The sequence below is a fragment of the Allobosea eneae genome (assembly GCF_042657265.1).
GTDB lineage: Bacteria > Pseudomonadota > Alphaproteobacteria > Rhizobiales > Beijerinckiaceae > Allobosea > Allobosea eneae.
Genome location: NZ_JBHSLW010000052.1, coordinates 52,646 through 75,402, shown reverse-complemented (window position 1 = coordinate 75,402; position 22,757 = coordinate 52,646). Strand labels below are relative to the sequence as shown.

Sequence of the window (22,757 nt, the reverse complement as noted above, 5' to 3'; positions counted from 1 at the left end):
CCGGGTCAAGCCGCTCTCGGCAGGCGCAGGCCCGGCACGAGACTGCCGACATGCTTGAGATCGGCGATGAAGCGCTTCGTTTCGCTCTCCTTCGCCTCCTCGTCCGGCAGCCGCAGCAAATAGGATGGATGGACGGTCGCCAGCAGCGGCGTCCCGTCAGGCAGGGCAAGCTCGCGCCCCCGCGCCGCCGCCAGCGGGCCGGCATGGCCGGTCAGCGCCTTAAGCGCGGTCGCGCCCAGCGCCACCACCAATTGCGGCTTGATGAAGCCAAGCTCGAGATCGAGCCAGAAGCGGCAGGCCTTGACCTCGCCGGCGTTGGGCTTCTCGTGGATGCGCCTTTTGCCGCGCAGCTGGAATTTGAAATGCTTCACCGCATTGGTGACATAGGCGCGACTGCGATCGAGCCCGGCATCCGCCATCGCCCGGTCAAAGACCTTGCCGGCCGGGCCGACGAAGGGCTTGCCGGCGAGGTCCTCCTGGTCGCCGGGCTGCTCACCGACGAAGACGACCGGCGCGCTGCGCGGCCCCTCGCCGAAGACAGTCTGCGTCGCATCGCACCAGAGGTCGCAGCGCCGGCAGGAGCGCGCAGCCACGGCAGCGTCCTCCCAGCTCTCGATCGCGGAAAAATCGGAGGTGGCCGGTTCGGAAGCCGCCATAGGCCGGCGCTTCTGCGGTGAGGTCGGAGCGCTCATGATCATCTCCTGCGTTCGCCGGGCAGCATCGGCGATCAGGGGAGCAATCAGCTCGGCCTCCGGCAGATTCCGCCAATATTTCACCGGCATCTCGGCCTTCATCGCCTTCGGTTTCAAGCGGGCCGGGTTGAAGATGCTGGCGTAATAGGTCCGCCACCACTCCTCCATCGCATCGCTGGTCGGCGCCTGCGCCCGCGTCGCCGCCTCGCCGAGCTTGAGTTCGCGCCCGTCCCAGAGCAGCGTCCCGCGCGGCGTCAGGATCGTCCAGCGCATCGTGGTGAAGCGCTCGACAAAGAAGGGCGCGACCTTCTCCAGGATGTGGTGCTCGGGCTCGAACCAGGCGACGAAGGCCTCGCCGCCCTCCCCGTCATCGACCTCGCGGAAGCGTACGAAGGCGGTCATCTTGTGCATGTCGCGCCGAACCGAGCGCGCCAGAGCCTCGGCGCGGTGGACGTCGTGGTCGGAGGCGATCTGTAGCAGTTCGCGCTCCTCCTGCAGGCGCCAGAGCAGGCGGTAGAGCAGGTCGAAGCGCGTCGGATCGCTATGGCAGATCACCTGCTGCGCCAGCCCGACAAAGGCGCGCGGCACGCTGAGCGCCCTGCCCTCGCCGCCTTCGACCACATCCTCGCCGAACAGGCCGGTATCATGATCGCCGACGCGCCAGTCGATCGCAGAGGGCGCGACCAGCGCTTGCGCGAAGCGCCGCGCAAAGCCGCGCCAGCCTTCGAAATCGGCGGGATGGGAGAGGCGCGCGACGTACATCAGAGCAGCGCCAATTGCTGCGGCTTCGGCGCGAGTTGCGCCTTCAGCCTTTCGCCGTCGAGCGCCGCGCCCGGCCGCCAGTCGCTGGTGACGATGAACTGCCGGAGCACGCGCAGCGAGCGCACCAGCCGCCCGACATCCTCCAGCCTCAAGCTCCGGAAGCGGCGCATGGCGAGGATGCGGTCGACGCTGCGGGTGCCGAGGCCGGGAATGCGCAGCATGAGTTCCCGGTCGGCTCGGTTGACATCGACCGGAAAGCGGCCGCGATGGCGCAGGGCCCAGGCGAGCTTGGGATCGACGGAAAGGTCGAGCATGCCCCCCGGCGCCGCATCCATGATCTCGTCGACCTCGAAGCCGTAGAAGCGCGTCAGCCAGTCGGCCTGGTAAAGCCGGTGCTCGCGCATCAGCGGCGGCTCCGATAGCGGCAACTGCTTCGACGAATCGGGGATCGGGCTAAAGGCGGAGTAGTAGACCCGGCGCAGGCCATAAGCGCCGTAGAGCTGGGCGCTGCGCTGCAGGATGGTGGCGTCGCTGGCATCGTCGGCGCCGACGATCATCTGCGTGCTCTGCCCGGCCGGCGAGAACGCCGGCGCCCGTTTCGAGCGCTCGCGCTCGGCCGCAGCCTCGTCGATCCTGAGCTTGAGGCCGCCCATGGCGCTGCGGATGTCGAGCGGCTGCTTTTCCGGCGCGAAGCGCTTCAGCGAGGTCTCGCTCGGCAGTTCGACATTGATCGAGACCCGGTCGGCGAACAGCGCGGCGCGGTCGATCAGTTCCTGGCTCGCGCTCGGGATCAGCTTGAGATGGATGTAGCCGCGGAAGTCATGCTCCAGCCGCAGGCTCTCGGCGACACGCACCAGCTCGGCCATGGTGTAGTCCGGCGAGCGGATGATGCCGGAGGAGAGGAAAAGGCCCTCGATATAGTTGCGCTTGTAGAAGTTCAGGGTCAGCGCCACGACCTCCTCGACCGAGAAGCGCGCCCGCCGGACATTGCTCGAACTGCGGTTGATGCAGAAGACGCAGTCGTAGGAGCAGAAATTCGTCAGCAGGATCTTCAGCAGCGAAATGCAGCGCCCGTCCGGCGCATAGGAATGGCAGATGCCCGAGCCCGTGGTGGAGCCGACGCCCTTGCCGCCGACCGAATTGCGCCCGGCCGTGCCTGACGATGCGCAGGAGGCATCATACTTCGCAGCGTCGCTGAGGATCTCCAGCTTCTGAAGCGTGGTGAGCTGTGCCAAGCTCGCCTCCTTGTTCATGATATGTTCTACACTGGACCAAACGCCTCCAAGCCGCCAGAGGTTCCAGGTTGCATGATCGTCGCACCCCACGCAGCGCGACGGATCGGAACCTGCCTGCCGCCGCCGCGTTCTCTGCCCCAGAACCAATCTGGACGGGGGATTTCCCATGTTTCGCATTCTCTTGGTGATCGTGGTCATCGCGATCGGCTACGACGCCATCGTCCATCAGGGCGCCTATTCGCGCGACCTCTGGTACAAGGCGGTCGGCGCGAGCGAGCGCGTCGTCGACGAGGCCAAGCGCGTCGGCCAGCGTGCGCCGGACGAGCCGCCGCGCTCGCAGATGAACTGATCGGCGAGCATTAGGCCGTCTCCCTTGCCAGCGCCGCCCGCTCGACCTCGCCGGCGATATCATCGAGCATCGCCGTCTCGTCGCCGGCCAGGCCCTCCATCGCCGCCATGCGGGCGAGCACGGTCGCGGCGACCTTCTCCTCCACCGTGTCCTCGGCATAGGCGTAGAAGATCGTCGCGTGCTGGCCGTCGCGATGGCAACGGCCCTCGATCTGCTGCAACTGGATCGCGCTGTGGCGGAGGTCATGGACGACCAGCGCCCGCTCGCGCTCGCCGCCCGGCATTTCGGCCCGGTGCAGCGAGATCGACTCGGTCACGGTGAAGACGACGGCGTCGAGCTTGCCGGTCTGGAAGGCGATCCGCGTCGCCTCGTTGGCTTCGCCCGAATGCTCGCCGGTGATCGAACCGACGCGCCAGCCCTTGCCTGACAGCTTCTCCGCCAGCATCGCCCCGGTTTCGAGGAAGGCGACGGATATCGCCACCTGCTCGTCATTCTCCAGCAGGTCCTGGCAGAATTCGGCCGTGCCGGCGGTGCGCAGCAGGCTGGCCTTCTGGCGGAAGCGCAGATCGGCGGCCCAGCCGGCGGGCTTGCGGGTCGAACCTCCCGCTAACCCAAGCTCGCGCCGGAACTCGCGCCAGGTCGCGTCGTAGAGCTTGCGTTCTGCCGTATCGAGCGCGACGGGGGCGAGCTCGCGCTGCACCTCCGGCCAGCCGGCGATCTCCTCCGGCCGGCGGCGCAGGCCGATCGCATTACGGCCGCGATAGAGCAGGTCCGCCATCACCTTGCGGTCGCTCTTGTTCGGCTCCCAGCTCCAGTTCTTCCAGCGCCCCTTGGCCTTGCCGATCTTCAGCCGCTTCATCAGCGCCCGGAAACCGTCGAGATCGGCGCCGGGCGCGCCCGTCGCCTCGGCGAGCAATCGCGCAAGATAGGACAGTTCGTGCGGCGCCTGCCCGGCCGTAGCGCTCATATAGATCGTGAACTGCGCGGCAGCCGCCATCTGCCGGCAGACCAGCCCCTGCTGCGAGTTCGGGTTGCGGATGCGATGGGCCTCGTCGATCACCACCAGCGGCCAGACCCGCTTCGGCGTGCCGTGCTTGGCGAGCTCGTTATTCTTCGCCCGCGTCGAGCGCTTGTTCGAAGCTGGCGGCGGCGCCAGCAGCGACTTGGTCCGCTCGAAATTCATCAAGGTGAGCTTTTTCGCCGGCAGCCCGGCATGGGCGATGGTACGCCGCCATTGCGGGATCGCGCCCTTCGGGCAGATCACCAGCACTTCCTGCTCCGGCATCGCCGAGATGGCGAGCCAGGCCGAGAGCGTCTTGCCGAGGCCCGTGAGGTCACCGAGCAGGAAGCCCGGCTTGCCCGCCGCGCGCGCCGCCAGGATCGCGTCGCGCGCCACAAGCTGGTGCGGGTGCGGCACCATGATCTCGGGCACATCGCCTTTCGCCGAAACGCTCATGCCTGCCGGGCCTCCGGAACCGCAGCCCGCTCGGTCGCCATGGTAGCGAGCGTATCGGCCTGCTGCAGTTCCTCGATCAGCGCACTCATGAAATTGGTCACCACCTTGGGCAGTGCCCGGCCCGACATGCTCTGGATCTGCAGGCTGCGCGGCGGCAGGTCGCCATCCTTCAACGGCAGCGCCACCACCGAGCCGTCGCGGATCGAGGCGCCGAACGAGATCGAGCTCGCGAACATCACGGCGCCGCCGAGTTTGCAGAAATGGCGCAGGCTCGCGACATTGGTCGAGGTCAGCACGGCATCGACGGTCAGCCCGCGCGCCGAGAAATAGATGTCGACGATCTTGCGCACCGTCGCCTCGCTGTCGAGCACCGCGACCGGGTGGACGAAGATGTCCTCGATCCTGATCGATTCCTTGCCCGCCAGCGGGTGATGCGGCGCGACGAAGGCATAGGTCCGCGCCGCGCATTGCCAGTTGATGGTGACGCCGCGCTCCTGCTGCAGCACGAAGGTCAGCCCGAGGTCGATCGCCCCGGTGCGGACATGCTCGGTGACGACCTGCGGCGACATCACCTTGACGTCGAAGGCGACGTCCGGGTGCTGCTGGCGAAAGGCGTAGATCACCTCCGGAATGAAGCTGACGGCGAAGCCCTCGGTGACGCCGAGCCGGATCAGGCCCTTGCTGGCACCGCGCAACTCGCGGATCTCGCTGACGACCTGCTCGCTCTCCAGCTCGAGCCGCTGCGCGTAGGCCGCCAGCGTCTGGCCGGCCTGGGTCAGGATCATGCCGTGCGAGCGCCGCTCGAACAGCGCGGCATCCAGTTCCTTTTCGAGATTGGCGATCTGGCGGCTGACGGCCGAGCCGGCAACGCGCAGGCGCTGTGCCGCCGCGCTGATCGACCCGGTCCGCACCACCGCCAGGAAATATCGCAAGGCCGGAGTCTGCATGAGCATGCAGTAGCTGCCCCTTGCCGTCTCGGCAACGATCCTTTCGATTCATTCTTATGGCGGCAAGCACGAAGCTGTGCAGAGTTTGTGTCGTCGGCGTGACGGTAGCCCGAGGCTGCCCGCCGAACGAGACAAGCGACAACGCTGCGAGGGGACAACATGCGCTTCTTCGACAAGGCCTCAACGGCCCTGGCCGCAACCATTCTGGCTGCGACCGCCTTTACGACGCCCGCCTTGGCCCAGAAGGCCGCCAGCACCGTCCGCTTCGCCTATGACCAGGCGCCGGAAAGCGTCGATCCGTTCTTCAACAATGTCCGCATCGGCGTGATCATCGGCGCCAATGTCTGGGACACGCTGATCTACCGCGACCCCGCCACCAACGAGTACAGGGGCCAGCTCGCCAAGAGCTGGAAGCAGGTCGACGACAAGACCATCGAGTTCGAGCTGCGCGAGGGCGTGAAGTTCCACAATGGCGAGGAGTTCGACGCCGACGACGTCGTCTATACGCTGAACTTCATCTCCAAGCCCGAGAACAAGGTCGTCACCCAGGGCAATGTCAACTGGATCGCCAAGGCTGAGAAGCTCGACAAGTACAAGGTCCGGCTGACGACCAAGGAGATCTTCCCGGCCGCGATCGAGTATCTCGCCGGCCCGGTCGTGATCCATCCGAACGAGTATTACGAGAAGGTCGGCCCCAAGGGCCAGAACGAGAAGCCGGTCGGCTCGGGCCCCTACAAGGTCTCGAACTATGTGCCGGGCAAGTCGATCACGCTCGAGCTCAACAAGGACTATTTCAAGGCTTCGCCGAAGCCGCAGCCCAAGATCGGCAAGATCGACATTCGTTTCATCCCGGATCGCCAGACCCAGATGGCCGAGATGCTCTCGGGCGGCGCCGACCTGATCATGCACGTGCCGAAGGATCAGGCAGACCAGCTCCAGACGGTCCCGACGCTGCAGGTCGTCTCCGGCGAGACGATGCGCATCGTCTTCATGCAGATGAACATCCTCGACGGCACGCCGGCCCCCGCCCTCAAGGACGAGCGCGTGCGCAAGGCGATCATCCACGCCATCGACCGCGAGGCGATGGTCAAGAACATCGTCGGCACCGGCTCGCGCGTCATCAACACGATCTGCTTCCCCTCGCAGTTCGGCTGCACCGACGAGGGCGCGGCGCGCTATCCCTATGACCCGGCCAAGGCCAAGGCGCTGCTGGCGGAAGCCGGCCATCCCAGCCTGACCATGGACATCGTCGCTTATCGCGAGCGCAACCAGACCGAGGCGCTGATCGGCTATCTCCAGGCCGTCGGCATCAAGACCAATCTGCGCTTCCTGCAATACGCCGCGATGCGCGAGCAGATCGCCACCGGCAAGGCGATGCTGACGCACCAGACCTGGGGCTCGTTCTCGGTCAACGACGTCTCGGCGGCGACGCCGAACTACTTCGCCTTCCGCAGCGAGGACATCACCCGCGATCCGCAGGTCCGCGACCTCTTGGAGAAGGGCAACAACTCGGTCGATCCGGCGGTGCGCAAGGAGGCCTACAAGGCCGGCCTGAAGATCATCGCCGACAAGGCCTATGCCGTGCCGCTCTATTCGCTGCCGGTCTACTACGTCGCCAACAAGGACCTGAACTTCAAGGCCTATCCGGACGAGCTCGTCCGCTTCTGGGAGATGGGCTGGAAGTGACGCGCAAGCGTCATTCTCGGGCGAAGCGAAGCGCAGACCCGAGAATCTCCTGAAAGAGATGGTCGGCTCAAGGCCGACCATGACGCGCCGGGCTCATAACCCGGCGCGGACATCACCTTCACAATTGGAAGCAAGCCATGCTCGGCTTCATCGTCAAACGGCTCGGCCTGGCGCTGCTCGTCGCGCTCGCGGTCTCGGCCATCGCCTTCTTCCTGCTGCGCCTGTCCGGCGACATCGCGGTCGCGATCGCCGGCGAGGGCGCGCAGCAGGCCGATCTCGACGTGATCCGCAAGACCTACGGGCTCGATCGGCCGCTCGTCGTCCAGTATCTCGACTGGCTGCTCAAGACGCTCTCCGGCGATTTCGGCACCTCGATCTATTTCAAGACCGACGTCGCCACGCTGGTCTTCGCCAAATTGCCGGTGACGCTGATCCTCGGCCTCTCCTCGCTCGCCTTCGCCTTGGCGATCTCGATCCCGCTCGGCGTGCTCGCCGCGATCTATTCCAACAGCTGGATCGACCGGCTGGCGCTGGCCATCGCCGTCTTCGGCCAGGCGATGCCGAACTTCTTCTTCGCGCTGATCCTGGTCATGCTGTTCTCGATCACGCTGCGCTGGCTGCCGGTCTCCGGCTCGGGAACCTGGCTGCACTACGTCATGCCGACGATTGCGCTCGGCTATTATACCGCGCCCGCCTTCATGCGCCTGATCCGCGCCGGCATGATCGAGGTGCTCTCGGCCGACTATATCCGCACCGCCCGCGCCAAGGGGCTCTCGCCCTATGCCGTCGTCATCACCCACGCGCTGCGCAACGCGGCGGTGCCGGTGGTGGCGCTGACGGCGGTGCAGCTCGGTTTCCTGCTCGGTGGCTCGGTGGTGATCGAGACGATCTTCGCACTCGATGGCCTCGGCTACCTCGCCTATCAGAGCATCACCTACAAGGATTTCCCGGTCATGCAGGTCATCGTCCTGCTGCTCTCGGTCGTCTACGTCCTGCTGACGCTGCTGGCCGACGTCGCCAATGCCTGGCTCGATCCGCGCATCCGGGTATCCTGACATGAGCGATGCGACCTCCCTCCCCCTCGCCTCCAGCGATGTCACCGGCGGGCGCCGCCTGCTGCGCCGGGCGCTGGCCCAGAAATCCTTCCTGTTCGGCTTCGGCCTGCTGGTGCTCTTCATCGTGCTGGCGCTGCTCGCTCCTGTGCTGGCGCCGCATGATCCCTATCTGCAGAACCTGACGGCCCGGAACGTCCCACCGTTCTGGTACGACAAGGGCAACTGGCTCCACCCGCTCGGCACCGACCCGCTCGGGCGCGACTATCTCTCGCGCCTGCTCTACGGCGCCCGCATCTCGCTGATCATCGGCATCAGCGTCGTCGCCATCGCCGGGCTGATCGGCACGACCATGGGCCTGCTCGCCGGCTATTTCGGCGGCCGCATCGACATGGCCGTGACCTTCATGGTCACCACCCGCCTCGCCATGCCGGTGATCCTGGTGGCGCTCGCCGTCGTCGCCATCATCGGCTCCTCTCTCTGGATCGTCATCCTGGTGCTCGGGCTCCTGAAATGGGACCGCTTCGCCGTGGTGATGCGCAGCGCGACGCAGCAGGTCCGCTCGCTCGACTACATCACGGCGGCGCAGGCCTCCGGGGCGAGCACGACCCGGATCATCCTGCGCGAGGTCCTGCCCAACATCGCCCCGCATCTGATCGTGGTCGCGACGCTGGAGGCGGCGAGCGCCATCCTGCTTGAAGCCGCGCTCTCCTTCCTCGGCCTCGGCGTGCAGCCGCCGCTGCCCTCCTGGGGCCTGATGGTCTCCGAGGCCAAGGCCTACATGTTCTTCTCGTTCTGGCTGATCGCCCTGCCCGGCACCGCGCTCGCTTTGCTGATCTTCGCGATCAACCTCGCGGGCGACGGCCTGCGCGACGTGATCTCGCCCGAAAAGCGCAACTGATGCACCCCGCAGCCCTCATCCTGAGGAGCCGCAAAGCGGCGTCTCGAAGGATGTTTCAGGAAGCTCCGGAACCATCTGGAGCATCCTTCGAGACGCGGACCGACGTCCGCTCCTCAGGATGAGGGCTGAGAGTTAGGCCATTCAAATCCAGAGGGAGAACGCTCCATGACCCGCGCCAAGGCCATCGCCCATGCGCTCGACTATTTCGACTCCGGCAGCTTCAAGAGCGACCTGTCGCGGCTCATCGCCATGCCGACCGAGAGCCAGAACCCCGAGCGCGCCCCGGTGCTCACCGAGTATCTGGAAAAGGAGATGCAGCCGCTGCTGGAGAGCCTCGGCTTCTCCTGCCGGACGTTGAACCACCCAAAAGCCAAGGGTCCCTTCCTCTTCGCCGAGCGTATCGAGGCCGAGGGCCTGCCGACTATCTTCGGCTACGGCCATGGCGACGTCATCCGCGGCCTCGACGCACAGTGGGCCGAAGGGCTCTCGCCCTGGACGCTGACCGAGCGCGGCGACCGCTGGTATGGCCGCGGTGTCGTCGACAACAAGGGCCAGCACCTGATCAACATCAGCGCGCTGAAATCAGTGCTGGAGACGCGCGGCGGCACGCTCGGCTTCAACGTGAAGTATCTGATCGAGATGGGCGAGGAATGCGGCTCGCCCGGCCTTCGCGAGCTCTGCACCGAGCAGAAGGAGCTGTTCAAGTCGGACGTGCTGATCGCTTCCGACGGACCGCGACTCAATGCCGAGCGCCCGACCATCTTTTTGGGCGCCCGCGGCGGCGTCACCTTCGACCTCACCATCAACGCCCGCGAGGGCGGCCACCACTCTGGCAACTGGGGCGGCATCCTTTCCGACCCGGCGATCCAGCTCGCCCACGCCATCGCCTCGATCACCTCGCCCACGGGGCAGATCCGCATCCATGAATGGGTGCCGAAGGAGCTGCCGGCGGCCGTGCGCAAGGCTCTCTCCGATTGCGAGATCGACGGCGGACCCGATGGCCCGACCATCGATCCCGAATGGGGCGAGCCCGGCCTGTCGCCGGCCGAGCAGGTCTTCGGCTGGTGCTCCTTCGACGTGCTGGCGATGAAGTCGGGCGTCCCGGAGACCCCGGTCAACGCCGTGCCGCCGAGCGCCTGGGCCCGCTGTGCGCTGCGCTTCGTCGTCGGCATCGATCCGGACGACGTCATCCCGGCGCTGCAGCGCCACCTCAAGCGCCATGGCTTCGGCATGGTCGAAGTCACCAAGGCGCGCGACGCAGTCTTCAATGCGACGCGGCTCGATCCCGATGATCCGTGGGTCGAATGGGCTCTGGCCTCGCTGCAGAAGAGCACTGGCAAGAAGCCGGCTTTGCTGCCCAATCTCGGCGGCGGCCTGCCCAACGACATCTTCGCGGATATCGTCGGCATGCGCACGATCTGGGTGCCGCATTCCTATCCCGGCTGCTCGCAGCACGCCCCGAACGAGCATGTCCCGGTCGCAATCCCGCGCGAGGCGCTCGGCCTGATGGCCGGGCTCTATTGGGATCTCGGCGAGAGCGACCGCCCGGCGCTCTGAGCTAGGCTAGCGCCCCCGCTCCTGCGGCTCGCGCGGATCGCGGGCCGGAGGCAGGTCGATCGGCGATGCCGGAGGGCCTTCGGGCGGCGCATTCGGCGGCAATTCCGGCGGCGGATCGTTCGGAATGCCGTTCGGCTCGGCGTCCGGCGGATTCTCGATCGGCGGTGCCGGCGCGACCTCGCCCGGGTTCATCGGTGGCAGTTCCGGTGGCGGCGTCGGGCTGGTCGGAGCACCGCCGGCATTACGGGTCGTGGTCATGAAGCACTCCTGAGCATTGGTCTTTAAACGCTCGCGCCTCGCGAAGGTTCGCGGAACAATGCCGCGGCTCGCAGCTTGGTTCAGCAGGCCCCAAGCAACGGAGCGAAGCCATGCCGGATGGAAAGCCACGCGAAAATCCCGCTCTGCTCGACGAGCGCATCGAGACCGATCCGGTCCGGCCCGAGGATGCTTCGGTTCGGCCCGACCAGGATGCGCCGATCAGTGATCGCCGCCGCGCCAGCGACCAGAGCAATGTCCACGACGCCGGCAGCGACGCCAACGACACGCTGGATGGATTGACCGAGCAGGAAGAGGCTGTCCGCCACGCCGCCGAGGACATCCCGACGGGCCAGGACCCGGCCGGCAAGACCGAGTCGACGCCCGTCTTCGATCGTGGGGCAACGCCGCCGAAGGTTTGACGAGGAAGCCTCGCGCCTCGGGCTAGTCCTCTTCTTCCCTGGCTCTACCTGTCTCGACGAGGATCTCGCGTTTTCCGGCGTGGTTGGCGGGGCCGACGATGCCCTCGTTCTCCATCCGCTCCATGATCGAGGCAGCGCGGTTGTAGCCGATCTGCAGCCGGCGCTGGATATAGGAGGTCGAGGCCTTCTTGTCGCGCAGGACCACCGCGACCGCCTGCTCGTAGGGGTCATCGCTCTCAGCTTGGCCCATGCCGGTCTTGTCGAAGACCGCGCCGTCCTCGTCCTCGGCTCCGCCGGCCTCGTCCTCGGCCGTGACCGCGTCGAGATAGTCCGGCCGCCCCTGCGTCTTCAGATGCGCGACCACCTTCTCGACCTCGGCGTCCGAGACGAACGGGCCGTGCACGCGGGTGATCCGCCCGCCGCCGGCCATGTAGAGCATGTCGCCCTGGCCGAGCAGCTGCTCGGCGCCCATCTCGCCAAGGATGGTGCGCGAGTCGATCTTGCTGGTGACCTGGAAGGAGATCCGCGTCGGGAAGTTCGCCTTGATCGTGCCGGTGATGACGTCGACCGAGGGCCGCTGCGTCGCCAGCACGACATGGATGCCGGCGGCACGGGCCATCTGGGCGAGACGCTGGATCGTGCCCTCGATCTCCTTGCCGGCGACCATCATCAGGTCGGCCATCTCGTCGACGATCACGACGATATAGGGCAGAGGCGACAGGTCCATCGCCTCCTCCTCATAGATCGCCTCGCCCGAATGCTTGTCGAAGCCGGTCTGGACCGTGCGGGTGATGACCTCGCCGGCCGCGGCCGCCTCCGCCACGCGCAGATTGAAGCCGTCGATGTTGCGCACACCGAGCTTCGACATCTTCTTGTAGCGCTCCTCCATCTCGCGCACCGCCCATTTCAGCGCGACCACCGCCTTCTTCGGGTCGGTGACGACGGGGGTGAGCAGATGCGGGATGCCGTCATAGACGGAGAGCTCGAGCATCTTGGGATCGACCATGATCAGCCGGCACTCCTCCGGCTTCAGCCGGTAGAGGATCGACAGGATCATGGTGTTGATCGCCACCGACTTGCCCGAGCCGGTGGTGCCGGCGACGAGCAGATGCGGCATGCGGGCAAGGTCGGCGATCACCGGCTCGCCGCCGATGGTCTTGCCGAGGCACAGCGCCAGCTTGTGCTTGGTGCCCTCGAAGTCCTGGGAGGCCAGCAGCTCGCGCAGGAAGACGGTCTCGCGCTTGGCGTTGGGCAGCTCGATGCCGATCGCGTTCTTGCCCTGCACCACCGCCACGCGCGCCGACACCGCGCTCATCGAGCGCGCAATGTCGTCCGCGAGCGAGATCACGCGGGAGGACTTCGTGCCGGGAGCGGGCTCAAGCTCGTAGAGAGTGACGACCGGGCCGGGGCAGGCCTGCACCACCTCGCCGCGAACGTTGAAGTCCTCCAGAATCCCCTCGAGCAGGCCGGAATTCTGCTGGATGATCTCGATCGGGATCGCGGTCGCGATCTGCGGCGGCTCGGCCAGGAACTCGATCGGCGGCAATTCGAAGCCCATCGACGCCATCGGCTTGGAAACCGGCAGGGCCGCGCGCAGCTTCGGCGCCGCAGGCACGACCGATACCTTCGGCTGTGCGGTCGCGGGCGCAACCTCCGCCTCGGCCACCTTCGGCACAGGTACAGCGGCCGGGGCGGCAGCGGGAGCGAGCTGGCCCATGATCCTGCGGCGCGGAGCCGGAGCCTTCGGCGCGGGTGCCGGTGCGGTCGATTCCGCTACGGCCGGCAGGGGAACGGGTGCAATGACCTGCAGAGCCGGCGGCGTCAGGCTCAGCTCGAAACGATAAGGTTGCGTCCAGCCGAACGTCATCGTCGCCGGCGCAGCCGCCAGAACCGGGGCAGGCGCCGGATGCAGCTGCTCGGCCGCTGCCACCGGTGCGATGGGCCGAGCCGTTTCCAGAGGCGCCCTCGCCGCGAGGATCGGTGGCGCGCTCTCGAACGCGGCGTCGTCCTCGTGCTCGGCATCGGGGATGAACTCCCAGAACGCCGCATCGGACAGGAAAGCGAAGGGCGTCGTGACGGCCTCGGCGGGGTTCTCCTCCGGCAGCAGCGAATCGAGGTCCGGCGCCATCAGCGCATCCTCGCCCTCCCCCGCCATCTCAGCCTCGGCTTGTGTCGCCAATGCGGGCACCGGGGCCTCCGGCGATCCGCCGCCCCAGACCTGCTGCAGCATGCGCTGAGGGGTGCGCCAATAGCGGACGCGGCCGGGATCGACGGGAGTTTCCGGCTCGGGCTCGGGCAGCGGGACAACCGCCTCGACGGCAGCGCGCTCGACATCCTGCCGGCGGATCTTGTCGGGGGTGCGCCCGTAGCGGACGAGCCCCGGCAAGGCCTGGCTCTCGGACGTGCGGTGCTCCATCGAAGCTGGCGCCGGAATATCAGCAAAATCAGATAGTTGGTCCGAGATACGAGCCGCGGGAGAGACGCTGTTCGCTTGGAGATTGCGATGGATTCGACGCATGGATCAACGCTGGCCCGACACTCACTCGACTGGGTATCGAGAGGTACCGGCGCAGGGTTAACAGCCCCTGAATTCAACCCGTCCTTTGCGCCCGCCGACGCCTTGCATCGACAGTATCATCACCCTGCCCCAAGCTCCTATTCCGCAGCCTTCGCGACAACCATCTTCGCCGCCTGCCCGCGCGCCGTCTTGAGCAGGTCGTTGCGCAGCCTGACCACCGCCTTCTGCACCACCGGAAAATCCTCGCCGAGCCCGGCCGCCGCCACCAGATTCATCGGCAGCGCCTTCTCGCACAGCTTGCGCCCTTCCGGCGTCAAGCTGACGCGGACCTGGCGCTCATCCGCCGGATCGCGCCGGCGGCGGATATAGCGGTGCTTCGAGCTTCTTCAGGATGGGAGTTAGCGTGTTCGACTCCAGGAACAGTTTCTCGCCCAGGCTGCCGACGCTCTGATTGTCTTCCTCCCAGAGCGCGACGATCGCGATGTACTGAGTGTAGGTCAGCCCGAGCTCGTCGAGAATCGGCTTGTAGGCGCGGCCATAGGCCAGATTGGCTTGCAGATGCCGACAATTCTAGGGAAATCCCGAGGCCCGCCTTTACTGCTCCTCCCTATGATCCCGCGCGATATTAGGGAGGAATTGATGGCCTTGAAGATGATGCTTGCCGGCGCCGCCGCTATGATGTTGCGGCAGCTTCCGCTGGCCGCCCCGGTCGAGCAGGCGCCGCTGGTGGCCCGCGGCATGGACGACCTGCCGTTGGAACCCTCCCCGATCGAGCCGTCCTGGATCATTTCCGGCGAGCCGTTCGCGCGCGTCGGCCTGCATTCGCGTGCCGGCGACGATGCCGCCACCACCGCGATGTGGGACTGCACTGCCGGCGAGTTCCGCTGGTACTTCGACTGGGACGAGACCGTCGTGATCCTCGAGGGCGAGGTCCATGTCACGGCGCAGGACGGCTCGCAGCGCACGCTACGGCAGGGCGACATCGCCTATTTCGCCGGCAAGACCTGGGCGACCTGGCGGATCGACAATTACGTCCGCAAGATCGCCTTCTGCCGCAAGCGCTTCCCCGCGCCGATCGCCCTGGCCTATCAGCTGCGCAACCTGCTACGCGGCGACAAGGGATCGTCAGGCGGCCTCGCAGCCTGACAGCAGAGCCACCAGGCCCCTCGATTCCGGCGGCAAGGACGCCCGCTCAGCGGTGGTAGAATGGATGCATCGGCAGGGCTCGCCCGGGCGCAGCCGGCGCGAAGATCGTGATCGCCTTCGGGTGAACCTTGAAATGCGCCGGCGTCGCGGTGACGATCTCGCCATCGGTATTGACCGGCATCGGCCGCTTCGTCTCGATGTCGAATTCGACACAGCGGGCCGTGCGGACCTCCTGCCAGGCGCCATGCGTGCCTGAGCGGAACGAGCGCAGCATCAGCGCCAGCTTCCAGAGGTTCTTCATCTCGAGGCTGTAGAGATCGAGATGCCCGTCATCGATCTCGGCGCTCTCCTCCACGACATTGCCGCCGCCATAGTGGCGACCGTTACCGACCGCGATCTGGTAGGTCTCGACGGCGGTCGTCCGTCCCTTCTCCTTGATCGTCGCGCCGAAATGCGAAGCGCGGGTCAGGACCTTGAGCGCCGCCACGGCATAGCCGAGGCGACCGAAGCGCTTCTTCAGCCCGGGATCCAGGCTTTGCGCGAGATCGCTGCTCAGCCCGATGCTCGCGACGTTGAAGAAGGCGTGGCCGTTGACCGTTCCGACATCGACCGGGCGGGTCTCGCCCCGCGCGATCACGTCGGCGGCGCCGGCCAGGTCCATCGGGATGTCGAGCGTCCGGGCGAGGTCGTTGGCCGTTCCCATCGGGATGATGCCGAGCGGCAGGCCGCTTTCCATCGCGGCGAGCGCCGACGACGAGACCGAGCCGTCGCCGCCGCAGACGATGACGAGATCGGCGATGTGCCGCAGGCGGACGATGTCGCGCGCGATCTCGGGCAGGGCCTCGAAGGTCTCGACGGTGACGTCGAGCCCGCCCGCCTCGAGCCGCTGCAGGACGGGCTCCAGCGATTCCTCGCCGCGGCGCGCCTTGGGGTTGCGCAGCAGCAAAGCGCGCTTGCGGGTGGCTTGGTTCATAGGGCCCCAGATCTGCAGGTCATGGGCAAGGCAGTTGGGAAAGCGCCGCGCCGATTTCAACCGCCGAGCCCGCTGCCGCCGAGGCCAAACCGATTCCGCTGGTCGGAACGGTGTGCGACCATGCGACGGGCGAACCCGATCTGCCGGCCCGGTCGCGCTCAACCGTTCCAGCCGCAAGGCCCGATGACTTCAAGGAGTTTCCGTGGTGGGTGATGTAGGGCTCGAACCTACGACCCGCTGATTAAGAGTCAGCTGCTCTACCAACTGAGCTAATCACCCATACGCCACGAAGACGTCGTCGGCGAGGCGTGGACCGCGTCCCGACGGGCGGCGATGTAGCAAACACCCCCGCCCCTGTCCACCCGTTTACGACAGAAATATGCAAACTGGTTGCGGACATGCTCGGCCGTCCTCGCGCCAAAGCCAGGAAAGACCTGCCGCTGCGGGCACGGCAGGCCATTTTCGCGAGTTTCAGGCGGCTTGGCGGCGATTGAGCAGGTGGTAGAGCGCGATCGCGGCGAAGGTCGCCGTGCCGATGCCGCCGAGCTCATAGCCGAAGATCGGCAGTTTCAGATCGCCGGCGCCGAGAATCAGGGCGGTCGCGACCGTCAGCAGATTCTTCGGCTCGGAAAAGTCGACCTTGTTCTCGACCCAGATCCGGCCGGCGGTCGCGGCAATCAGGCCGAAGACGACGACGGCAAGACCGCCCAGCACAGCGACCGGGATCGTGCCGATCACCGCGCCGAACTTCGGGGAGAAGCCGAGCAGGATCGCGATCACGCCGGCGGCGACGAAGACCAGCGTCGAATAGACCCGCGTCACCGCCATCACGCCCATGTTCTCGGCATAGGTGGTGACGCCAGTGCCGCCGCCCGAGCCGGCGATCATGGTGCCGACGCCGTCGGCGAAGAAGCCGCGGCCGATCAGCCCGTCGAGATTGCGCCCGGTCATCACCGAGATGCCCTTGATATGCCCGAGATTCTCCGCGACCAGGATGATCGCGACCGGCACGATCAGCGCGATCGCCTTGGCCTCGAACACCGGCGCGACGAAGTTCGGCAGGCCGAACCAGGCGGCCGCCGCGACCTTGCCGAAATCGACCGGCGGCGCGCCGAAGCTCGTCGCTGTCGCGGCGTAGAGGATATAGGCGGCAAGCCCGCCGATCAGCACCGGCAGGCGCTGGACCAGGCCGCGGCCATAGACGGCGATCAGCGCCACGGCGACGACCGTGAACAGCGCGATCCATTTGGTGTAGGCGCTGGCCGAGATCATGTTCATCGCGACCGCGGTCAGGTTGAGGCCGATCGCGGCGACGACGGCGCCGGTCACGACCGGCGGCAGCAGGGTCTCGATCCAGCGCGTGCCGACACCCTGCACGATCAGGCCGATCAGGGCATAGACCGCGCCGCAGGCGATGATGCCGCCGAGCGCGACCGGCAAATTGGCGTTGGGGCCGGTGCCGGCATAGCCGGTCGCGGCGATGACGACGCCGATGAAGGCGAAGGAGGAGCCGAGATAGCTCGGTAGCCGTCCGCCGGTGATGACGAAGAACAGCAGCGTCGCGATGCCGGAGAAGAAGATCGCGACGTTGGGGTCGAAGCCCATCAGGATCGGCGCCAGCACGGTCGCGCCGAACATGGCGACGACGTGCTGCAGGCCGGCGATGATCGTCTGCCCGGTCGGCAGGCGTTCGTCCGGCATCACGTCGCCGGAGGTCTTCAGCGTCCAGTTCGGAAAATAGCCAGCCATCTCGCCGCTCCCAGCCAACGCGCATGCGCGCACCGAGCCCGTCCGCTCGCCCTGCCGAGCGGCAGAACGGTCTCGGTCCTACATTGGAGACGGATTCACCGACCAGGCTGAAACAGCCTGATCGGATCCGGCTCTGATTTAATAGTGGCAAGAATCGGGCCTGCGCCAAGCGAACGACGAGCGTCGTCCACCGTAAAACGGCGATTCAGGCGGTGAGACGGTCGGAAACCGATTTGACGAAGCGGTTGAGGTTCTCAGCCAGGCCAGCAGCGACAGTGCCGACGGCGGCCGAGCGCTGATTCATCTCGCCGACCGATGCCCCGACCCGCTCCATGGCGCTGAGCGCCTCGGCTGCGAGGGTCAGCGCCGCCTCGATCTCGTCCGTGGTCGCCTGCGCATCCCGGGCGATGCCTTCGCTGACCGAAAATTGCTCCGTCACCGCACCGGCGACCGCCGACATGTTCCCTGCCATGCCGGAGACCGACTGGTCGATCCGCGCCATCGCATCGACGCAACGCGCGGTCGCCTGGCGAATCGCCTCGATCCGGCTGCCGATCGCCTCCGTCGCCCCGCTGGTCTGGGCGGACAGTGATTTCACCTCGCTCGCCACCACGGCAAAGCCACGCCCGGCCTCGCCGGCCCGCGCCGCCTCGATGGTGGCATTGAGTGCGAGCAGATTGGTTTGCGCCGCGATCTCCGAGATCAGGCCTACGACCGAGCCGACCTCGGAGACGAGCGCGGCCAGACTCTCGATCGTCCCTCGTGCCTCTCCCGCCACCGTGACCGTCTCGGCCGCGATCTCGGCGCTCTCCTGTGTCCGCCGGTCGATCTCGCCGATCGATTGGCGCAGCTGCCCGATCGAATCGACCGTCTGGGCAGCGCGCTCGCGCACCTTGTTCCAGCTTTGCCGGCTGGCCTCAGTGGTTTCGCCCGCCCGGCGCGACGCCGTCGCCGAACTGGCGGCGACCCGGCTGAGCGTCGCCGCGGCCTCCTCCGTCTCGCTCGAGACCTGCTCGACCTGCTGGCGGAAATCGTCGGCGAGCGCGGCGATGTCCGTGACATAGCGCGTCGTCTGCTCGGCCCGCATCGCATGAATGTCGCCGAGCGCGTTGACGAGATCGACGATCAGGAACTCCGCCAGCTTGACGCAATCGCGCGCCGTCTGCCGCGGGGAGAAGCGGTGCCGCCTGGCGATTTCGGGAAACAGCGAGCGCATCGCCGTCATCGCCAGAACCGCATGCGTGCGCGGGCCGAAGGGCGAGGCGGTCTCGGCCTGCACGGCCCGCCGCAGCGACGCCGCATAGGCGTCGTCGAACGTTGCCGCGAACAGGGAGCGGGCGTGCTGCGCCATCTCGCTGCGCAGGTTCGGCCCGTGCGCCCGCGAAGCTGCTCCCATGGTCGGATGCGCATCGAGCCGCTCGAAATGCAGCGCCACCGCTGCGTCGATCGCAGCGTCCAGCGTCGGAGCGAGCTCCCTGGCGAGCCGGAGCGTCGCATCGTCGACGCCGAAGATGGCGAGACGCGAATTTGGCGCGGCGGGCGCGAACGGGGACTCTCTTTGCGTCTGGTCGGCCATTGTGCGGGCTCGTTTCCAATGCCCACGCTGCCCGCAAAATGGTTAAGGAAGGGCCAAATCGCTCTTCAGGGAGCCATGCCGATGGCGCGGTAGCGCTCCCCGGCCTTCGCATCGAGCGCCTGCGCCCTGGCGAAATCGGCCGCCGCCTCGGCCGCGTCGCCGCGGCGCTGATGCGCCAAGGCGCGGCCATACCAGGCCTGGCCGAGACGGGCGTCGAGCGACAGTGCCCGGTCGAAATCGGCGATCGCCGCATCGGTCTGCCCGAGCGCCGTCCGCAAGGCGGCGCGCGCCACCCAGCCATCCGGATCGGCCCGGTTGGCCGCGACCGCGGCGTCGAGATCGGCCAGCGCCCGCTCGTATTCGCGGGCATGCTGCAGCAGCAGCGCCCGGTTGAGCAGGGCCGCGGCGTTGGCGGGCGCGACCGCGACGACGTCGTCATAGGCCTTGAGAGCGGCGCTGAGCTGGCCGCGCGCCGTCAACGCCCTCGCCCGCTGGAACAGCGCCTCGATCGAGAGCGGCTCGCTAAGCAGCGCCGTTTCCGCATCGGCCTGCGCGGCGGCGAAGGCACCGTCGCGGAAGCTCAGCCGGGCGCGCTGCACAAGCGCCGCCGGATTCTTCGGCTCGAGCAGCAGAGCGACGGCGAGATCGGCGCGCGCCTGCGCCTCCCGCTGCGGCTGGCCGATGCTGAACTGGGCCCGGCGGATCAGACGCGGCACGTCGAAGGCGTCGAGCGCCAGCGCCGCATCGAGCGCCGCGAGTGGATTCGGCGGGGTCGGCAGGGCCAGGGCCGGCTGCGGATGCTGCGGCCGCAGCATCCGATAGATTCCCCGAAGTGCCTCGCGCTCCCGCTCATAGGCGCCACCCGCATCGCGCCACAGCCCGGCGAGGCGCGCCGGCCAGACCTCGATCGAGCGGCCGAGCGCCGGCAGCAGCTCCTCGCGGCGTTCGCGCGCTCCCTCGTGCTCCGGATCGACCGCAAGCAGCGCTCCATAGGCAGCGGCAGCCGCGCTGCGATCGCCGCGGATCTCCTGCGCCAGCCCGAAGCCGAATAGCGTGGCGCGGTCCTGCGGCTTCAGCGCCAGCGCGGCGCGATAGGCTTCCAGCGCCGGCTCCGGCCGGCCGAGCGCCAGCAACGCATCGCCGCGCATGCCATGCCAGGCTCCGGCGTCGTGCCCGGGACCGGCTTGGTCGAGATCGCGCAGCGCCTTGTCGTTGCGGCTAAGCGTGAGCAGCAGCTGCGCTCGATTGCGCAGCGCATTGCCGTCGCCTGGAACGAGCGCGATGGCCCGGTCGAGATCGCGCAGCGCCTCTTCTCGCTTGCCGAGCCCGGCAAGCAGGCCGGCCCGGTTGTTCAGGCCGAAGGCAGCGCGCGGCTGAACCGCGAGCAAACGATCATAGGCCGCAATCGCCTCCTCGGTGCGGCCGATCCGCTGCAGCAGGAAGGCGCGTCGCGACAGCGCAGCTTCGTGCCGGGCATCGAGACGCAAGGCCCGCTCATAGCTTGCGAGCGCCGGCCCCTCGTGGCCGAGGGCCTCGAACGCCCGCCCGCGCTCCAGCCAGACCTGCACCACGGTCGGCTCCAGACGGAGCGCGCCGTCGAAAGTGGCGATCGCCTCTCGCGACCGCCCCAGCACGGCAAGCGACAGACCGCGGCGGTAATGATAGGAGGTGACCTGCGGCTCGAGCGCCAACGCGGCTTCGAAATCGGCCAGAGCGGCCTCGTGCTCGTTGTCGTCCTGCCGGAAGCGCCCCCGCGTCCCGCGCGCCCAGCTATTCGAGGGATCGAGCGCAATGGCGCCATCGAGATCGGTCCGGGCCCCGGCAAGATCGCCGGCGCGCTCACGCAGCAGAGCGCGATCTGCCAGCAAGGTTGCGCGCCCGCCGACCGCCATCGCCCGTTCGATCAGCGCTGCGGCTTCGACATGCCGGCCCAGCTCGGACAAGGCATGGGCTCGGCCACGTAAGGCCGCCAGGTGATTCGGCACCGCTTTGAGGGCCGCATCGAAATCGCGCAGCGCATCCTTCAGGGCGTTCTCAGCTTCGGACAGCCAGCCACGGCTGGCGAGCAGATCGGCGCGGAAGGCTCGGTTGAATTCGCTGCTCAGGCTCTCGTCGCAGGCAGCCCGCCGCTCGGCACGCTCGGCCTCGATGGCGCCCATGCAGATGCGCACGCGGTCCTGGGCTCGCTCGGCCCACTCCGGAACCGAGGCCGGCGCATAAGCCGCGGCTGACTGAATGCCCGCCATGGCAAACGCGCCGAGCGACATCAGGCGCAGCAACTTCATCGACGGACTCTCACCCTTAGCTCCCAGGCCGATCATGATGATGATCGGCAAAGGGCGCCAAAGGTCCAGAGGGCGCCGCGCCGGCAAAGCGAAAAAGCAGCCGCTGTGCCGCGCCGGTGACAGCGGCACGGGCGAACGCCTTCCATCCCTTCACACCGCCATTCCAGCTGAAGCGAAGCGGAGCGCCGGAACGACAGAGGATAGGATCTCGAGCGGGTGCGATCGGAGCAACCGATCCCGCCTTCGGGTCCCAAATGGCATCTTCGCGGATTGTCCCCGTCATGAGCGCCTGATACCAGCCTTGCACGCCGTCCCGGCGCGTCGTGGAGTTCGATCTTGACCTATTGCGCCGGCATCCTCGTGCAGGACGGGCTCGTGATGATTGCCGACACCCGAACCAATGCCGGGCTCGACGACATCTCGACCTTCCGCAAGCTGCACGTCTTCTCCTGGCCGGGCGAGCGGACGATGGCGCTCGCCACCGCCGGCAACCTCTCCGTCACCCAATCGGTCGTCAGCCTGCTGCACGAGGGCATCCCCAATCCGGAAACCGGAGAACCGGAGACGCTGCAGAACGCCCCCTCGATGTTCCGCGCCGCCCAGCTCGTCGGCCGCGCCGTCCGCAGCGTGCGCGAGAGCGATGGCGAGGCCCTGCGCGAGGCCGGCATCAAATACGACATGTCGTTCCTGTTCGGCGGCCAGATCCAAGGCCAGCCGATGCGGCTGTTCATGGTCTATTCGGCCGGCAACTTCATCGAATGCGGCATGGACGCGCCGTTCCTGCAGATCGGCGAGCACAAATACGGCAAGCCGATCCTCGACCGCGCCGTCACCTTCAAGACCCATCTCTACGACGCGCTCAAGGTCGGGCTGATCTCGATGGATTCGACGATGCGCTCCAATCTCGGGGTCGGCCTGCCGATCGACATGATCGTGCTGCGACGTGATGCCGCGGCTCCCGAACTCAATCGCCGCATCGAGGCCGGCGAGCCCTATTTTCACGATCTGCGCGAGCGCTGGTCGGCAGCACTGCGCGCCGCCCATATGGCCATTCCCCGCCCGCCCTATGAGCCGACCGGCGAATAGGGGCTAGTGCAGGCAAAAAGAAATGCAACTTCCGTGATTTCTCGGCTTCTCCGGAAACCGGATGGCAAGATTCCGCTGTGAAGGTCGGCTGTCTGCGCGCCACAGGTCAG

General features: G+C 67.3%; 18 protein-coding genes, 1 tRNA gene and 1 pseudogene. 8 read left to right on the top strand and 12 right to left on the bottom strand.

Annotated features, from left to right (window positions below; translation table 11 throughout):
- Window positions 1–5: 5 nt before the first annotated feature.
- Complete coding sequence (locus ACFPOB_RS24990; RefSeq protein WP_377801050.1) at window positions 6–1,454, bottom strand: UdgX family uracil-DNA binding protein; 1,449 nt, start codon at window positions 1,452–1,454, stop codon at window positions 6–8.
- Complete coding sequence (locus tag ACFPOB_RS24985) at window positions 1,454–2,707, bottom strand: putative DNA modification/repair radical SAM protein (protein WP_377801049.1); 1,254 nt, start codon at window positions 2,705–2,707, stop codon at window positions 1,454–1,456. The genes ACFPOB_RS24990 and ACFPOB_RS24985 overlap by 1 nt, the downstream gene beginning before the upstream one ends.
- Window positions 2,708–2,855: 148 nt before the next feature.
- On the opposite strand from ACFPOB_RS24985, the gene ACFPOB_RS24980 reads away from it, so the two are divergent.
- Complete coding sequence (locus ACFPOB_RS24980; RefSeq protein ID WP_377801048.1) at window positions 2,856–3,038, top strand: hypothetical protein; 183 nt, start codon at window positions 2,856–2,858, stop codon at window positions 3,036–3,038.
- Window positions 3,039–3,048: 10 nt separating this feature from the next.
- Here ACFPOB_RS24980 and ACFPOB_RS24975 read toward each other — a convergent pair whose 3' ends face one another.
- Together ACFPOB_RS24975 and ACFPOB_RS24970 are read right to left on the bottom strand one after the other, a co-directional pair.
- Window positions 3,049–4,494 (bottom strand): SNF2-related protein, encoded by a 1,446-nt coding sequence (locus tag ACFPOB_RS24975; protein ID WP_377801047.1) that lies wholly within the window; start codon window positions 4,492–4,494, stop codon window positions 3,049–3,051.
- Window positions 4,491–5,447, bottom strand: a complete 957-nt coding sequence (locus ACFPOB_RS24970; RefSeq protein WP_377801046.1) for a LysR family transcriptional regulator — start codon at window positions 5,445–5,447, stop codon at window positions 4,491–4,493. Before ACFPOB_RS24970 ends, ACFPOB_RS24975 begins: the two co-directional genes overlap by 4 nt.
- Before the next feature lie 153 nt (window positions 5,448–5,600).
- Between ACFPOB_RS24970 and ACFPOB_RS24965 the strand changes: the two genes are divergently transcribed.
- The 4 genes from ACFPOB_RS24965 (at window position 5,601) to ACFPOB_RS24950 (ending at window position 10,637) form a co-directional block, all read left to right on the top strand.
- The gene (locus ACFPOB_RS24965; protein ID WP_377801045.1) at window positions 5,601–7,127 is read left to right on the top strand and encodes an ABC transporter substrate-binding protein; all 1,527 of its coding nucleotides are present in this window, start codon (window positions 5,601–5,603) and stop codon (window positions 7,125–7,127) included.
- 137 nt (window positions 7,128–7,264) lie between these two features.
- The gene (locus ACFPOB_RS24960) at window positions 7,265–8,182 is read left to right on the top strand and encodes an ABC transporter permease (RefSeq protein ID WP_377801044.1); all 918 of its coding nucleotides are present in this window, start codon (window positions 7,265–7,267) and stop codon (window positions 8,180–8,182) included.
- A 1-nt stretch (window position 8,183) separates the two neighbouring features.
- On the top strand, window positions 8,184–9,080 hold the full coding sequence (locus ACFPOB_RS24955; RefSeq protein WP_377801043.1) for an ABC transporter permease: 897 nt from the start codon (window positions 8,184–8,186) through the stop codon (window positions 9,078–9,080).
- A gap of 165 nt (window positions 9,081–9,245) precedes the next feature.
- Window positions 9,246–10,637 carry a M20 family metallopeptidase gene (locus ACFPOB_RS24950; protein WP_377801042.1) on the top strand — a complete coding sequence of 464 codons (1,392 nt, stop codon included), beginning with the start codon at window positions 9,246–9,248 and terminating at the stop codon, window positions 10,635–10,637.
- A 6-nt stretch (window positions 10,638–10,643) separates the two neighbouring features.
- Here ACFPOB_RS24950 and ACFPOB_RS24945 read toward each other — a convergent pair whose 3' ends face one another.
- Window positions 10,644–10,895, bottom strand: a complete 252-nt coding sequence (locus ACFPOB_RS24945) for a hypothetical protein (protein WP_377801041.1) — start codon at window positions 10,893–10,895, stop codon at window positions 10,644–10,646.
- A 110-nt stretch (window positions 10,896–11,005) separates the two neighbouring features.
- Here ACFPOB_RS24945 and ACFPOB_RS24940 point away from each other — a divergent pair, with 110 nt between their 5' ends.
- The gene (locus ACFPOB_RS24940) at window positions 11,006–11,314 is read left to right on the top strand and encodes a hypothetical protein (protein ID WP_377801040.1); all 309 of its coding nucleotides are present in this window, start codon (window positions 11,006–11,008) and stop codon (window positions 11,312–11,314) included.
- 22 nt (window positions 11,315–11,336) lie between these two features.
- On the opposite strand, the gene ACFPOB_RS24935 is transcribed toward ACFPOB_RS24940, so the two are convergent.
- Both ACFPOB_RS24935 and ACFPOB_RS24930 read right to left on the bottom strand, forming a co-directional pair.
- Window positions 11,337–13,730 carry a DNA translocase FtsK gene (locus ACFPOB_RS24935; protein WP_377801039.1) on the bottom strand — a complete coding sequence of 798 codons (2,394 nt, stop codon included), beginning with the start codon at window positions 13,728–13,730 and terminating at the stop codon, window positions 11,337–11,339.
- Window positions 13,731–13,969: 239 nt separating this feature from the next.
- Window positions 13,970–14,384, bottom strand: a pseudogene (locus tag ACFPOB_RS24930) (MarR family transcriptional regulator); the annotation flags it as partial.
- Window positions 14,385–14,471: 87 nt separating this feature from the next.
- On the opposite strand from ACFPOB_RS24930, the gene ACFPOB_RS24925 reads away from it, so the two are divergent.
- Window positions 14,472–14,978 (top strand): cupin domain-containing protein, encoded by a 507-nt coding sequence (locus ACFPOB_RS24925; RefSeq protein ID WP_175506967.1) that lies wholly within the window; start codon window positions 14,472–14,474, stop codon window positions 14,976–14,978.
- Between the two features lie 46 nt (window positions 14,979–15,024).
- Here ACFPOB_RS24925 and ACFPOB_RS24920 read toward each other — a convergent pair whose 3' ends face one another.
- The 5 genes from ACFPOB_RS24920 to ACFPOB_RS24900 form a co-directional block, all read right to left on the bottom strand.
- A complete protein-coding gene (locus ACFPOB_RS24920) occupies window positions 15,025–15,951 on the bottom strand; it encodes a lipid kinase (RefSeq protein WP_377801037.1) in 927 nt (308 codons plus the stop codon).
- Window positions 15,952–16,154: 203 nt separating this feature from the next.
- Window positions 16,155–16,230 (bottom strand) — tRNA-Lys (locus ACFPOB_RS24915).
- Between the two features lie 192 nt (window positions 16,231–16,422).
- A complete protein-coding gene (locus tag ACFPOB_RS24910) occupies window positions 16,423–17,700 on the bottom strand; it encodes a solute carrier family 23 protein (protein WP_377801036.1) in 1,278 nt (425 codons plus the stop codon).
- Window positions 17,701–17,905: 205 nt separating this feature from the next.
- Window positions 17,906–19,276 carry a methyl-accepting chemotaxis protein gene (locus ACFPOB_RS24905; RefSeq protein WP_377801035.1) on the bottom strand — a complete coding sequence of 457 codons (1,371 nt, stop codon included), beginning with the start codon at window positions 19,274–19,276 and terminating at the stop codon, window positions 17,906–17,908.
- 65 nt (window positions 19,277–19,341) lie between these two features.
- Entirely contained in the window at window positions 19,342–21,561 is a 2,220-nt protein-coding gene (locus ACFPOB_RS24900; RefSeq protein WP_377801034.1) for a tetratricopeptide repeat protein, read from the bottom strand.
- A gap of 336 nt (window positions 21,562–21,897) precedes the next feature.
- Between ACFPOB_RS24900 and ACFPOB_RS24895 the strand changes: the two genes are divergently transcribed.
- Window positions 21,898–22,647, top strand: a complete 750-nt coding sequence (locus tag ACFPOB_RS24895) for a proteasome-type protease (RefSeq protein WP_377801033.1) — start codon at window positions 21,898–21,900, stop codon at window positions 22,645–22,647.
- The last annotated feature ends 110 nt before the right edge of the window (window positions 22,648–22,757 follow it).

Bases quoted from the DNA above. Each gene is read 5' to 3' on its own strand.
- ACFPOB_RS24990 (WP_377801050.1), bottom strand. From the start codon at position 1,454: ATGTACGTCGCGCGCCTCTCCCATCCCGCCGATTTCGAAGGCTGGCGC.
- ACFPOB_RS24985 (WP_377801049.1), bottom strand. From the start codon at position 2,707: ATGAACAAGGAGGCGAGCTTGGCACAGCTCACCACGCTTCAGAAGCTG.
- ACFPOB_RS24980 (WP_377801048.1), top strand. From the start codon at position 2,856: ATGTTTCGCATTCTCTTGGTGATCGTGGTCATCGCGATCGGCTACGAC.
- ACFPOB_RS24975 (WP_377801047.1), bottom strand. From the start codon at position 4,494: ATGAGCGTTTCGGCGAAAGGCGATGTGCCCGAGATCATGGTGCCGCAC.
- ACFPOB_RS24970 (WP_377801046.1), bottom strand. From the start codon at position 5,447: ATGCTCATGCAGACTCCGGCCTTGCGATATTTCCTGGCGGTGGTGCGG.
- ACFPOB_RS24965 (WP_377801045.1), top strand. From the start codon at position 5,601: ATGCGCTTCTTCGACAAGGCCTCAACGGCCCTGGCCGCAACCATTCTG.
- ACFPOB_RS24960 (WP_377801044.1), top strand. From the start codon at position 7,265: ATGCTCGGCTTCATCGTCAAACGGCTCGGCCTGGCGCTGCTCGTCGCG.
- ACFPOB_RS24955 (WP_377801043.1), top strand. From the start codon at position 8,184: ATGAGCGATGCGACCTCCCTCCCCCTCGCCTCCAGCGATGTCACCGGC.
- ACFPOB_RS24950 (WP_377801042.1), top strand. From the start codon at position 9,246: ATGACCCGCGCCAAGGCCATCGCCCATGCGCTCGACTATTTCGACTCC.
- ACFPOB_RS24945 (WP_377801041.1), bottom strand. From the start codon at position 10,895: ATGACCACGACCCGTAATGCCGGCGGTGCTCCGACCAGCCCGACGCCG.
- ACFPOB_RS24940 (WP_377801040.1), top strand. From the start codon at position 11,006: ATGCCGGATGGAAAGCCACGCGAAAATCCCGCTCTGCTCGACGAGCGC.
- ACFPOB_RS24935 (WP_377801039.1), bottom strand. From the start codon at position 13,730: ATGGAGCACCGCACGTCCGAGAGCCAGGCCTTGCCGGGGCTCGTCCGC.
- ACFPOB_RS24925 (WP_175506967.1), top strand. From the start codon at position 14,472: ATGGCCTTGAAGATGATGCTTGCCGGCGCCGCCGCTATGATGTTGCGG.
- ACFPOB_RS24920 (WP_377801037.1), bottom strand. From the start codon at position 15,951: ATGAACCAAGCCACCCGCAAGCGCGCTTTGCTGCTGCGCAACCCCAAG.
- ACFPOB_RS24910 (WP_377801036.1), bottom strand. From the start codon at position 17,700: ATGGCTGGCTATTTTCCGAACTGGACGCTGAAGACCTCCGGCGACGTG.
- ACFPOB_RS24905 (WP_377801035.1), bottom strand. From the start codon at position 19,276: ATGGCCGACCAGACGCAAAGAGAGTCCCCGTTCGCGCCCGCCGCGCCA.
- ACFPOB_RS24900 (WP_377801034.1), bottom strand. From the start codon at position 21,561: ATGAAGTTGCTGCGCCTGATGTCGCTCGGCGCGTTTGCCATGGCGGGC.